The organism is Gordonia rhizosphera NBRC 16068 (assembly GCF_000298195.1).
Classification (GTDB): domain Bacteria; phylum Actinomycetota; class Actinomycetes; order Mycobacteriales; family Mycobacteriaceae; genus Gordonia; species Gordonia rhizosphera.
On record NZ_BAHC01000134.1, the window covers coordinates 1 to 12,766 of the forward strand.

A 12,766-nucleotide genomic window follows, 5' to 3' on the forward strand; every position below is an offset into this window, starting at 1 on the left:
CGGGCGCCTTCGCAGCCGTGGCCGCGAACACCGCCGGCAATCTCTTCCGCGCGGTGCCGCTGGCACTGCTTCGGGTCGCGCCGGCGCTGATCGGCACGGTCGCGTCGGTCGGGATCGTCGCGGGCGCCATCGGCGTGCGGTTCCTCGGTTCCCTTGTGCTCGGCGACTGGCTCACCGTCGCCAGCGAGATCCTCAATGCGCCTCCCCGGCTTCTCGATGCCCTGTTGAACGGAGTCCAGGTGGGTCCGATCGGGCTCAGTTTGTCGCTTCCGATCATCGGTTCCGTGGGCGTGACAGCGCAATTCGGATTGCCTGGCCTGCTCGGTGGGAACTCGACCGGGGTCACGATCGACGCCCCCTTCTTCAAGCCCTGGAACTTCATGGTCGGCGGGCAGGGTGGCGTCATCCCCGCAATGCTTCGCGGGCGCGACCTGATTGCCAACGCCCTCCGGCCGATCGACCCGGATCTGGTTCCGGGCTCCGGCACCGGTGGCTTCGGGAGCAGCGACTTCGGGAGCAGCGCGGCCGCCGATGCCGAGATTTCCGCCGCGGCGCCGATGCCGGTCCCCGCGCCGATCGCGGCAATCGAGAAGGGCGTCGCCGACATCCAGCAGGGTGTGGCCGACATCCAGCACAAGGCCGCGGACGTCACCGCGGTGGTCAACGAGACGGTCAATCAGGTTGCGGCAAGCGTAATGCCGGCGCCGGCGGCACGTACGGCCACGGATGACGCAGCCACCGTTCCGGGGAGCGTGATGCGGGACATCCAGCAGGCCTCGCAGGACATCCTCAACATCGTCACCCGTCCCGCGGCATGACATGAGGTGATCACGCTCACCCGAAGGCGACTCCAGGCTTGAGCCCCAACTTCTTGAAGATCAGGGCAGCCGGGCAGAACCCGGTGAATGCCGACTGGATGAGATTGAGGCCGACGAACACCGTCAGCAGCAGCCACCAGTTGGAAACGAGGGCGGCGAGCAGCACCGAGATCAGCACAACGGTTCCGGCCATGGTCAGCACAGCACGATCGATGGTCATGAACAGTCCTTTCGTTCTTCGGCCGCAACTATACCCCCGGGGGTATCTAGAAAGCCAATCGGGGCCGCCCGGACCATCGTGGAGCACCGTAACGGTTCCCTCGACCACGACTACCGGTACTCGCTCCTGGAATGGGGCGACCGCGGCCGAAGTGGCACTGCACCTCGACATGCCCGGAATCGCTGCGCGGGCTTACGAGTTGATGGCGCCACTCGCCGGGCACTCGGTCAGCGCCGGAACCGGTTCGGGCAACGGGCCGGTGGACATCTTCCTCGCCTTCGCGGCCGCCGCCGTCGGTGATCGCACGCTGGCGTCGAGGCACGCCGAGGACGCCGACGAGTTGATGCGGAGGTGGCAGATCCCGCTGGCGCAGCAGTGGTTTGCGCGCCGGCGGGACCGACTCGCCGGCAGAACGCGGGCATCAGTGCTGCGTCGGTGCCCCCATCCCCAGGAACGCGACGATCTGATGTCCCCCCGGGTTGGTCTGGGGCGGAATCTCGAGCCAGTTGTTGGCCACCCAGACATTGCCCGCCTGGTCGACGACCACACCTGTGTTGCGGGTCAGTCCGTCGAAGGCATATCCGGTCAGCTGCGGTGAGATCGCCTGGCCCGTCTTCTTCCCGGGCGGGCAGGTGCCGATGTTCACGCCGCAGAAGTGCGAGAGCCGCTTGGCGCCGAAGTTGGCCACCCATACGTTGCCGTCACCGTCGGTCGCGATACCCCACGGCAGCGTCGCGCCGCCGCCGTAGAACGGCCCGGCCACCGGCTTGCCGCCGGGACTCATCAGGCTGATCGAACCGATCGTCGACGGTGTCTGCGGTCGCTGCGGGCACGGCAGGGTCACCGCCCCGGAGTTGGCCACCCACACGTTGCCGGCCCGGTCGCTGGCGATACCCATCGGCTTCTGGAAGATCCCGGTGGCCGCCGGCCGGATCAGCCTGCCGTCGTAGTCGAACACGGCGACGTTGTTGCTGACCATGCCCGTCACGAAGACGTGTTTGCCGTTGTCGACGACGCCGAAGGCCTGCCTCAGACCTGCCTTGAGGTTGCGGGCCCGGGTCGGGTCGCCACCGGGGTAGAGGGTGACCGTGCCGTCGCCGCAGTTGGCCATCCAGAGGTTCCCCTTGCGATCGAAGGTGGCTCCCTGCGGCCAGTCGAGCCCGCCCTGCGTGTATCCCGTCGACGAGGTGATCGGTACCCCGGAGGCCGTGAACTTGGAGACGGAGTTGTGCGGTGGCTGTTGGTTCTGCGGGCACCCGGGCGGCGGGGCGGCGAAGCCGAAGTTGGTGGCCCACGCATTGCCGGCCGGGTCGAGGGTCACGCCGAAGCCGGAGCCGGACAGTCCCCCACCGCGGTAGGGCGAGCCGTCGATCATCTTCCCGTTGGGACCGAACTTGAACAGCAGGTCGCTGGCACAGGAGCCGACCCGCGGATCGGCGTGATACACGTAGTTGTTGTTCACCCAGAGGTTGCCCTTGGCATCGACCGCGAAGTTGCCGGGACCGTCGAGCAGTCCGCCCCCGCCGTCGAACCGCAGCGCGATGGTCCAGGAGGTCGGCGGTACCGGCAGTCCGGGGCCGAACACCGGGCGGGCCTTGGCGAGAGCGAAGAGCTGGACCGGCTTGTTGCTCGGATTTCGGGTGATCGAGGCGAACGCCCGGAAGCTGTCGGCCGGTCCCGCCCAGCCGGGCGTGGTCGCGGCGGAACGCAACGTGTCACACGCCGGGCGCGACGCCACACACGCGGCGAGCATGTTGGTCATCGAGGTGAAGGTGGCCAGCGTGGAGGTCTGACCGCCGTTGGGCGGGCTGGTGATCACCCGGCCGAGCCCACCGGTCGCGAGGTTCACGAGGTTGGGCACCATCGACGCGGCGTTGACGACGCCGGGCGCGCGGCCCGCGATGCCGGTGCGGCTGATGAACTGGGCCATCGCGACCCCGGTCGCGACGGTGGTGCGCTCGTTGAGGACCGCCCGCCCCGAGTACCCGTCGGCGAGCACGGTCGCGAAGGTCGGGCGCGGACCCGTCCCGGGTGCCGTCGCGGTCAGGTACAGCACCGCGTTCGGGCCCGGCCGGGCGGAGACGGGGACGCTGAAGGTTCCGTTGGCCGCCGACGTCGTCCGCCCGACTACACGCGCCGTCTCGTAGGGTCCGCCGGAGATGGCCGCGGTGACCGTCCAGCCACCTCCGCCGCCTGCTGACGGGTGGATGGCGCCGCCGACCGCGGAGACGGGCGCGCCGAAGGAGGGCACCGACACCGGGCCGACGAGAGCGAGGATCATCGACGCGAACAAGGCGAGTGCGATTCGGAACACCGTCCGTCGTCGCACATCGGTTCCGAGGATGGTTTGCAGTGCAACGTTCGTTGCAGAGACCTTGGTATGCAAGGTGAACCGCCTTGATCCCGGCGCGTCGGGCCATGAAGGGCGCATGCGCCGTGCAGGGTTGGACGAAACCGTTCCTTGGGATCGTATGTGACGACGGCACAGGATTCGCGGCAATTGGCACAGTCGTACCCACGCCCCGTCAGTACGGAAACCCGACCGGCGGGCCGCCTGACGCGGATACTGACTTCATGAAGCGCAGTCGGTGGGCTCTGTCTGGCGGTCTCGCCGCGTTGGGCGTCGCCGAGATGACGTTGATCGGACTCGGCCGCGGGTACGGCTCCACCGCCGATGAACGTCGTCGGAAGCTACCCGGTGACGACGTGGTCAGCCACCCGGGGGTCAGCACCGATCACGCGATCACCATCGACGCTCCGCCGGCCCGGGTCTGGCCATGGCTGGTGCAGATGGGTTGGGGCCGCGGCGGCTGGTACACCGCCCGATGGGTCGACCGACTGCTGTTCCCCGCCAACGGTCCCAGCGTGGACCGGATCGTCCCGGATCTGCAGCGGCTCGACGTAGGGGACTTCGTGCCGGACGGACCGCCGGCAACCGAATGCGGATTCATCGTGGTATCGGTCGACCCCGAGCACGCACTGGTGCTGCACTCCACCAGTCACCTGCCCCGCCAATGGCGGTCGAGGGCAGATGTGGACTGGTCGTGGGCGTTCGTCCTGACACCCGTTGACGGCGGGCGGCGCACCCGTTTCCACTTCCGGTCGCGGTGGACCAGCTCACCGTGGTGGTTGTCGCTGTTCGGCCACCTGGTCATCGTCCCGGCCGACTTCGTGATGTCCCGCGACATGTTGCACGGGGTCAAAGATCGGGCCGAGTGCCACGACTCGTCCCAGTCTTCCACTCGGTTGTCGTGAGGTCCCCTGGTGACGCTGTCCGAACTGGTCGCGTTCGTTCGCGCACACCGGATCGCGGTCGTCGCCACGGTCGATGACAGCGGATCGCCGCAGGCGGCGGTGGTCGGGGTCTCGGCGACCGATGAGGGCGAGATCGTGTTCGACACGCTGACCACCTCGCGCAAGTACGCCAACGTCGAGCGCGATCCGCGTGTCGCGCTCGTCGTCGGCTGGGACGACGAGGTCACCGTGCAGTGTGAAGGTAACGCGGACATCGTGTCCGGCCCCGACCTCGCCCGCTGTCAGCAGGCGTACTTTGTGCAGTACCCCGACGGCCGCGAACGGGCCGCGCGGCCCGACATCGCCTACATCCGCATCCGTCCGTCGTGGCTTCGGTATTCCGATTACCGTCCGGGCTCGTTCATCATCAGCGAGACGGAGCTGTAGTACCCGACGACGAGCCGTCGAGTGCGGGCAACCTCGCGTAGGACTCGCGGATGTGGTCCTCGGCCAGCCTCGAGGCGCGTTCGGCGTCACCGGCTTCGATCGCGGCCAGGAGGGCGGCATGTTCGTCCATCAGTTCGGCGCGCAGGGCCGACCAGTCGTCGATTCCCTGGAAGGCCACGAGGATTCGACCCCGCAGGGCATTGCGGATCGCGACCGTCATCGCAGTGACCAGACGGTTGCCGCCGGCTTCGGCGATCGCGGTGTGAAATGCGGTGTCGGCGTCGTTGAAGGCCGTGCGGTCGTCACCTGCGGCGACCATCGCATCCATCGCCCGGTGCACGTCGTCGAGGCGACCTGGGTCCGTCGCCCGCGCCGCGAGCGCGACGCTCGAACACTCCAGCGTCACCCGCGCCTCGATGATGTCGGCGACGGCGAAATTCGACAACGCTATATGCAACCGCAGGAACCGGCTCAGCGCCTCACCCGGCATCGACGCCACGAAAGTACCTGCTCCGCTGCCACTTCCGACAGCCGACCGCAGCACTCCCTGCGCCTCCAACACGCGTAGCGCCTCACGCACGGCCGGGCGGGAAACCTGCAGCATCGCGGCCAGCTCCCGCTCGGGCGGGAGCGGGTCCCCCACCGACAACGCACCCGACAGGATCTGCTCCTCGACGGCGTCGACGACCAGTTCATACGTGCGACTACGCGTGACCGGTTGCCACGCACCGCCGTCGGCACGGACCGGTCGCACCTCGTTCACAGACATGGCCCGAACCCTTCCACTGACCTGCCCGAGTTGACAGGTGACCACAGTCACCCTAGCGTACGGCATGAGGTAAGACCACATGAGGTCAGACCACTTCAGCCCAGCCCTGCTCGCGAGGAGCCCATGTACACACCACGCCACACCTGGCCAGCCCACAACGGTCTGCGAGGCCGGTCATGAGGGTCGCGCTGTTTGCCACCTGTTTCAACGACACGATGTGGCCCAACACCCCGAAGGCCACGCTGCTGCTGCTCGAGCGCCTCGGCATCGACGTCGAGTTCCCGATGGAGCAGACCTGCTGCGGGCAGATGTTCACCAACACCGGCTACGCCGACGAGGCCATCCCCGGTGTCCGGAAATTCGTCGATGTCTTCGGCGGATACGACGCGATCGTGGCACCGTCGGGCTCGTGTGTCGGTTCGGTACGTCATCAGCATCCCGGCCTCGCCGATCGCGCCGGAGACCGCGGACTGCGCAGCGCGGTGGATGCGCTGACACCCAAGGTCTTCGAACTCAGCGAGTTCCTCGTCGACGTCCTCGGCGTCACCGACGTGGGCGCCTACTTCCCGCACCGCGTCACCTATCACCCCACCTGCCATTCGTTGCGGATGCTGCGGGTCGGCGACAAACCGCTGCAATTGCTGCGCAACGTCAAGGGCATCGACCTCGTCGATCTGCCGGCCGCCGACCAGTGCTGCGGTTTCGGCGGCACCTTCGCCATGAAGAACGCGGACGTATCCGTCGCGATGGGCTCGGACAAGACCGCCCATGTCAAGGAGACCGGGGCCGAAGTGCTTGTCGCCGGAGATAACTCGTGTCTCGCACACATCGGCGGGCTGCTCTCCCGGGAAAGGTCGGGTATCCGCATGATGCATCTCGCCGAGATTCTCGCCTCGACCGAAGGAGCGCCGGCATGACGACCGCCCGTACCGGGATCGACAGTTCCCACCCGCATGTCGGTGTGACCTCGACCTTCGTCGGGATGCCGAAGTTCCCCGTGGCCGCCCGAGCCGAACTGGCCAACACCACACAGCGACGAAACCTCGCACACGCCACCGGGATCATCCGCGACAAGCGAGCCGACGTGGTCGGCGAACTCGACAACTGGGAGGAGTTGCGGCTGGCCGCCGAGGCGATCAAGAACCGGACGCTGCGCCACCTCGACACCTATCTCGAGGAATTCGAACGCAACGCCACTGCGGCCGGGGCGACGGTGCACTGGGCGCGAGATGCCGAGGAGGCCAACCGGATCGTCATCGACCTGGTCCGTGAGACCGGCTCCGACGAGGTGGTCAAGGTCAAGTCGATGGCCACCCAGGAGATCGAACTCAACGAGGCGCTCGCCGAGGCCGGAATCGATGCCTGGGAGACCGATCTCGCGGAATTGATCGTGCAACTCGGTGACGACTGGCCCAGCCACATCCTGGTCCCGGCGATCCACCGCAACCGCAGCGAGGTCCGTGAGATCTTCCTGCGACGGATGAAGGAGGTCGGACGCCCCGCGCCGGACGATCTCACCGACGACCCGAAGCGGCTCGCCGAGGCGGCGCGACTTCACCTGCGGGAGAAGTTCCTCCGCGCCAAGGTCGGGATCAGCGGCGCCAACTTCGCGGTCGCCGACACCGGCAGCCTGGTCGTCGTCGAATCCGAAGGCAACGGCCGGATGTGCCTGACCCTGCCTGAGACGCTGATCTCCGTCGTCGGCATCGAGAAGGTCCTGCCCACCTGGGCCGATCTCGAGGTGTTCCTGCAGGTGCTGCCGAGGTCGAGCACCGGCGAGCGGGAGAACCCGTACACGTCGATCTGGACCGGCGTCACCCCGGGTGACGGCCCGCAGAACGTGCACATCGTGCTGCTCGACAACAACCGGACGAACGTGCTCGCCGACGAGGTCGGTCGCGCCGCACTGCGGTGTATCCGGTGCTCGGCCTGCCTCAACGTGTGTCCGGTCTACGAACGTGCCGGCGGGCACGCCTACGGCTCGGTCTATCCCGGCCCGATCGGCGCGATCCTCACCCCGCAGCTACGCGGTACCGGGTCCAAGGTCGACCAGTCGCTGCCGTTCGCTTCCAGTCTGTGCGGCGCCTGCTTCGACGTGTGCCCGGTCCGCATCCCGATCCCGGATCTGTTGGTGCACTTGCGGACCCGGGTCGTCGACGAACACCGCGGGGGGCGCCCGACACCCGAGTCGGCCGCAATGAAGGGGATGCAGTGGCTGTTCGGGAGCCACCGGCGTCTGGAGGCCGCGCAGAAGGCCGCCACGACCAGTCACCGATTCTTCGGTCGCCGCAAGACCATCGGGGCGATTCCCGGCCCGATGGCGGGATGGAGTTCGGCGCGCGACACCCCGGTGCCACCCGCGGAGTCGTTCCGCGACTGGTGGAAACGTGAACGAGGCGATGGCACCACATCCGGGCCGGCCGGTACCGACGAAGGGACACGACGATGAGCTCGCGCGCAGCGATCCTGGGCCGCATCCGGTCCGCCTTGGCCGACGTCAGCGACGCCGACGTCGCCGAGACCGCCGTCGACTGGACCTACGGACAACCCGTGGACACCGGTGACCTCGGACTCGTCGACCGTTTTGCCGAACGGGTAGCCGACTACCGCGCCGTCGTCGAGCAGGTGCCCACCGACGGTGTCGGTGCGGCGGTGGCAGCAGCACTGTCCGGGGTCGACGGGACCGTCGCCGCCGACGACGCGGTCCGGCAGCGCCTCGGTGTCACCTTGACCTGGATCGACGACGACGATCTCCCGGCGGCACGCCTCGACGCGGTCGCCGCGGTGGTCACCACCGCAGCGGTCGGGATAGCCAACACCGGCACCATCGTCCTCGACCACGGTCCCGGTCAGGGCCGGCGGGCGCTGTCGCTGGTCCCCGACGTGCACGTCTGCATCGTCGAGGCCGATCAGGTGGTCAGCGACGTCCCCGAGGCCGTCGCCCGACTGATCGCGACCGGTGCCGCGGCCCGCCCGCAGACCTGGATCAGCGGACCGAGCGCGACCAGCGACATCGAGCTCGACCGCGTCGAGGGAGTGCACGGGCCCCGTACCCTGCACGTCATCATCGCGCGCTGACGCTCCGTGCCGCGCGGCGCCCGGCGCCCGCGCCAGAAGAAACGCGCACCCGTCACGTTCACGCGCAGGTCGCGACACTCGCGTTAGCATGACGGTCGCGCGTCCACATCGGGGTGGGACAGATCGGGCGCCATCGACGTTAGTCTGAGCGCTGTCGACAGGTAGCGGGCAAGGCAGACAGCAGGCCAAGGCAAGGGCGGCGATGACGATTCAGGGACACCTCATCGTGTGCGGGTTCTCCCCCATCGGTGTCCGCATCATCGAGCAGCTGATCGGCTCGGGCGAACGGGTCGTGCTGGTGGTCCGGACCGTCGGCCCCGAACTCGATGCCGCCCTGCGCCGATGGAACATCGAGCACCACACCGCGGTGGTGAGCGTCAGCGCGGCCCTCGTGGACGCGGGAATCGCCGACGCCATCGCCGTGGTGTGCGTGGAAGACGACGAACCGGCGAACCTGGAGACCGCGCTCACCGCCGGCCAGTTGCGGCCGGACGTCCGCGTGGTCACCCAGATGGCCAACCCCACGGTGGGCGGCGCACTCGCGGCCGGCCAGATCCACGGTGCGACCTTCGACATCGCCGATCTCGCGGCGCCGTCGGTGATCGAGGCGTGCATGGGTCACCCGGAGTACCACTTCGAAATCGAAGGAGTGCCCTTCGTCGCCGCGCAGTTGCCGGTGCGAACGGAATCGACGCTGCGCGAACTGTTCGGCGACCTGGCCCCCGTGGCCGTGGTGCCCGGCGAGGGTCGGGAAGCCCCCGGAGCCGGACTGGCCGCGTGCCCTGGACGCGACTTCCTGGTGCGGCCCGGCGACGTGGCGACCGTGCTCGGGACCCCGCGACAGTTCGCCGAGCACCGGATCACCACTGCCACGACCACCCCCGAGCCGATCGGCCAGGAGCCGCGCAGGGTCGGGCCCATCGGACGGATCCGGCACGCGGTGTCGTCCTTCGTCCAGGACGTCAACCCGAACTTCTTTCGGATGCTCGGAGCGCTCGCCGGTCTGCTGCTCGTCTCGACGCTGGTGCTGCGGTTCGGCTATCAGCGGCCGGGAATGTCGTTCCTCGACGCGATCTACTTCACCACCGAAACCGTGGCGACCGTCGGGTACGGCGACTTCAACTTCTCCATGCAGCCGACCTGGTTGCGGGTCTGGTCGATCGTGCTGATGTTCGCCGGCCTCACCACCACCGCCCTGATCATGGCGTTCCTCGCCGAACTCCTGGTGTCCCGGCGGATCTCCCAGACGATCGGCCGGCGCCGTGCGCGCGTGCTGTCCGGACATGTGGTGGTGATCGGGCTGGGCGCCTTCGGAATCCGTGTCGCACGCGAACTGCGTGCCCGGGGCCGCAAGGTGGTGATCGTGGAGATCTCGGAGGCGGACCGTTTCATCTCCGCCGCCAACGACCTCGGTATCCCGATCATCATCGGCGACGCGACGCTGCCCGAGACCCTGATCGATGCCGGGGTCGAGCGAGCCTCCGCCGTAGCCGTCCTGACAAGCAACGACATGGTCAACGTGGAGATCGGCATCACGGCACGAGGCGTCCTGGGTCAGAAGTGGTCCGACAGCCCACAACGGCGCGGTGTACCCGTCGTGATGCGCATTTTCGACCGCCCGCTGGCCGAAGCCGTCACCGCCCGATTCGGCTTCCGCAACGTCCGCTCCACCGCCGAGCTGGCCGCCCCGTGGTTCATCGGCGCCGCACTAGGCCTTGAGGTCCTCGGCACGATGTCGGTCCGGGCGCAGTCCTTCATGGTCGGTCGGCTCACCATCCACGCAGGACAGGGACTCGACGGGATCGCCATGAAAGAACTCTCGGCACACTCGCGGGTCGTCGCGATCGCCCGCGCCGACGGCTCACTCGAGTATCCGCCGCGCCGCGGCACGAGTTTCGCCGCCGGCGATCGCGCGTATCTCGTCGGGCCCTACGAAGAATTGTTGTCGGTCCTCGAACAACAGCGCCAGGGCGCCGCCTGAGGCCACCTGCCGGACACCCCCGCCGCTCGACACACCCCCGGTCGACACACCCATCCTCCGCTGGTCGAGCCAACGAGGCGCCAGCCGAGTCGGCGTATCGAGCCCATCCTCCGCTGGTCGATTAGCCAACGAGGAGGCTACTCGGTCGGCAGGGAGGCTACTCGGTCGGCGGGGAGGCTACCGACCAGCGGGGAGCTACGAATCCACGTCGTCGCGCTGACCGCGTCGACCGCCTCGATGAACGGCGGGATGAAGAACTCGGCGCCCAAAACGCAGCACGCGTGTCCACCGTCGACCTCGAAACGCCGCGCCCCCGCGATCCCGTCCACGAGCAGCTGCTGACGTTCCGGCTCGACGACGCGGTCACGAATACTGACGACGACCGAGGTCGGCACGTCGATCTCGTGCAACCATGGGCGGGAATCGAATACGCCGAGTCCCTCGTCGAAGTGACCCATGTGCCAGAGCGGTGTCGAGAAGAACTGCCGCATCGCCCACACCGAAGTATGCCCCGAGGTGTCGTCCAGCCGACTCACCCGCGGACGAGGCTGCAGCCAGTTGAGTTTCGTCAGTACCCGCCCGGTGCGGTGCGATTGGGCACGCAACTCCGGATCGTTGCTACTGAAGAACGGGCCGGTCGAACACAGCACCAGGCCGCCGACCCGCGCGGGGTGACGCCGCCACACCAGTTGGGCGATGCCGCCGCCCATCGAGAAGCCGGCCGCGACGAAGCGCTCGACGCCGAGAACGTCGGCGAGCGCCACCACGTCATCGGCACAGTCGTCGAGCGAGAAGCTCTCGGAGCGAATCCCGCGGCCGTGCCACCGCTGGTCCATCGTGATCACGCGGTAGCGCCGGTTCAGCTCCGGTAACACCGGATACCAGCACAGCAGGCCGGTGGTGAGCACCGAGTGCAGCAGGAACACCGCGGGTGCGTCCTTCGGCCCGGAATCGGTCACGTAGGTCGGCCCTCGTCCCGGCAGATCCACCATCGACCCGGCCGGGACGTTGCGGGCCGGATACGGGCGCAGCACATGACCGGCTGCGCGGGCGATCCCGCGATGGAACTGAACACTCACGTCCTCGACGGTACGCGGACACTGTTGAGAATTCGCTGAGCTCAGCGATAGTCGATGACCACCCGGCCCTCGATCTTGCCCTCCTCCATCTGCCGGAAGACATCGTTGATGTCCTCGAGACGGGTCGTCGCGACCGTGGGCTTGATCAGTCCCCGCGAGTAGAAGTCGAGGGCTTCGACCATGTCCTGGCGGGTCCCCACGATCGAGCCCCGGATGGTGAGGCCCTTCAGCACCACATCGAAGATCGGTGCCGGGAAGTCCCCGGGTGGGAGCCCGACGAAGTCTGAGCTTGATCAGTCATCGTTCACCCACTGGGTCGAGCGACGGGTGCGTCTCTCAGTCTCGGCCGTCACCGCGGTCGACGAACCGATTTTGGCCGAAGCGACCTCGAGAGTTCACCTCGATGATCGGCCGCACGTCGAGTGGGACCTCGGACCCTACAACCGATGACCAGTGTCCGTGACGCGGGACACACGCGGCGTGGGATGCTCGATACATGATGGATATCGCCCGCCCGAAGATCGAGGGTTCCGTCGCGGTCGGCGAGGGCCGCCGGATCGGATTCGCCGAGTTCGGATCGGCCACCGGCCGTGCTGTGTTCTGGCTGCACGGCACACCCGGCGCACGACGGCAGATCCCCACCGAGGCCCGGGCCTTCGCCGCGGAGAACGACATCCGCATCCTCGGTCTGGACCGGCCGGGAGTCGGCTCGTCCACGCCCTACCGATACGACTGCGTGGCGGACTTCTCGACCGACCTGTCCACCCTCGCCGATGCCCTCGGGATCGACCAGTTCGCCGTCATCGGACTGTCGGGCGGCGGCCCGTACGCACTCGCGGTCGCGCACGCGTTTCCCGAGCGCGTCGTCGTGGCCGGCATCCTCGGTGGTGTCGCCCCGACGGTGGGCCCCGAGGCGATCGGCGGCGGCGCGATGGAGATCGGTGTGGCCGCGGCTCCCCTCGTGCGCGTGGCCGGCGGCCCCATCGGCAAGGTCGTCAGTTCGGTGCTGAGTGTCGCACGGCCGATCGCCGAGCCGGCGATCTCGCTCTACGGCCGGCTGTCTCCCCAGGGTGACCGGGAACTGTTGTCGCGGCCCGAGTTCCGCGCGATGTTCCTCGACGACCTGCTGCACGGGGGATC

12 protein-coding genes and 1 pseudogene are annotated in these 12,766 nt (G+C 68.1%); 8 read left to right on the forward strand and 5 right to left on the reverse strand.

All coding sequences use genetic code 11. The annotated features are described in order from the left end of the window. Nucleotides 1-17: 17 nt before the first annotated feature. Entirely contained in the window at nt 18-818 is an 801-nt protein-coding gene (locus GORHZ_RS16705; protein ID WP_157205229.1) for a hypothetical protein, read from the forward strand. Between the two features lie 16 nt (nt 819-834). On the opposite strand, the gene GORHZ_RS16710 is transcribed toward GORHZ_RS16705, so the two are convergent. Together GORHZ_RS16710 and GORHZ_RS31705 are read right to left on the reverse strand one after the other, a co-directional pair. Continuing rightward, nucleotides 835-1,038, reverse strand: coding sequence for a YgaP family membrane protein (locus GORHZ_RS16710; protein ID WP_006334912.1), 204 nt, complete (start codon nt 1,036-1,038; stop codon nt 835-837). A 421-nt stretch (nt 1,039-1,459) separates the two neighbouring features. Further along, on the reverse strand, nt 1,460-3,352 hold the full coding sequence (locus GORHZ_RS31705; RefSeq protein WP_245551447.1) for an NHL repeat-containing protein: 1,893 nt from the start codon (nt 3,350-3,352) through the stop codon (nt 1,460-1,462). A gap of 260 nt (nt 3,353-3,612) precedes the next feature. Here GORHZ_RS31705 and GORHZ_RS16720 point away from each other — a divergent pair, with 260 nt between their 5' ends. Further along, entirely contained in the window at nt 3,613-4,293 is a 681-nt protein-coding gene (locus GORHZ_RS16720; protein WP_051998969.1) for an SRPBCC family protein, read from the forward strand. A 9-nt stretch (nt 4,294-4,302) separates the two neighbouring features. Continuing rightward, a complete protein-coding gene (locus GORHZ_RS16725; protein ID WP_006334915.1) occupies nt 4,303-4,719 on the forward strand; it encodes a pyridoxamine 5'-phosphate oxidase family protein in 417 nt (138 codons plus the stop codon). Here the strand turns inward: GORHZ_RS16725 and GORHZ_RS16730 are convergent. Further along, complete coding sequence (locus GORHZ_RS16730) at nt 4,700-5,488, reverse strand: FadR/GntR family transcriptional regulator (RefSeq protein ID WP_006334916.1); 789 nt, start codon at nt 5,486-5,488, stop codon at nt 4,700-4,702. The genes GORHZ_RS16725 and GORHZ_RS16730 overlap by 20 nt on opposite strands. Before the next feature lie 176 nt (nt 5,489-5,664). Here GORHZ_RS16730 and GORHZ_RS16735 point away from each other — a divergent pair, with 176 nt between their 5' ends. The 4 genes from GORHZ_RS16735 to GORHZ_RS16750 all read left to right on the forward strand — a co-directional run bounded on the left by GORHZ_RS16735 (nt 5,665) and on the right by GORHZ_RS16750 (nt 10,547). Beyond that, nucleotides 5,665-6,405, forward strand: a complete 741-nt coding sequence (locus tag GORHZ_RS16735; RefSeq protein WP_006334917.1) for a (Fe-S)-binding protein — start codon at nt 5,665-5,667, stop codon at nt 6,403-6,405. After that, a complete protein-coding gene (locus GORHZ_RS16740; protein ID WP_006334918.1) occupies nt 6,402-7,937 on the forward strand; it encodes a LutB/LldF family L-lactate oxidation iron-sulfur protein in 1,536 nt (511 codons plus the stop codon). The genes GORHZ_RS16735 and GORHZ_RS16740 overlap by 4 nt, the downstream gene beginning before the upstream one ends. Next, nucleotides 7,934-8,566, forward strand: a complete 633-nt coding sequence (locus GORHZ_RS16745) for a LutC/YkgG family protein (protein ID WP_006334919.1) — start codon at nt 7,934-7,936, stop codon at nt 8,564-8,566. Before GORHZ_RS16740 ends, GORHZ_RS16745 begins: the two co-directional genes overlap by 4 nt. A gap of 202 nt (nt 8,567-8,768) precedes the next feature. Then, entirely contained in the window at nt 8,769-10,547 is a 1,779-nt protein-coding gene (locus tag GORHZ_RS16750) for an NAD-binding protein (RefSeq protein WP_006334920.1), read from the forward strand. Between the two features lie 137 nt (nt 10,548-10,684). Here the strand turns inward: GORHZ_RS16750 and GORHZ_RS16755 are convergent, their stop codons facing one another. Further along, entirely contained in the window at nt 10,685-11,581 is an 897-nt protein-coding gene (locus GORHZ_RS16755) for an alpha/beta fold hydrolase (protein ID WP_006334921.1), read from the reverse strand. 86 nt (nt 11,582-11,667) lie between these two features. Then, nucleotides 11,668-11,907 (reverse strand): annotated as a pseudogene (locus GORHZ_RS16760) (zinc-dependent alcohol dehydrogenase); the annotation flags it as partial. 215 nt (nt 11,908-12,122) lie between these two features. Between GORHZ_RS16760 and GORHZ_RS16765 the strand changes: the two are divergent. Then, on the forward strand, nt 12,123-12,766 hold a 644-nt coding region (locus tag GORHZ_RS16765; RefSeq protein ID WP_006334923.1), incomplete at its 3' end, for an alpha/beta fold hydrolase.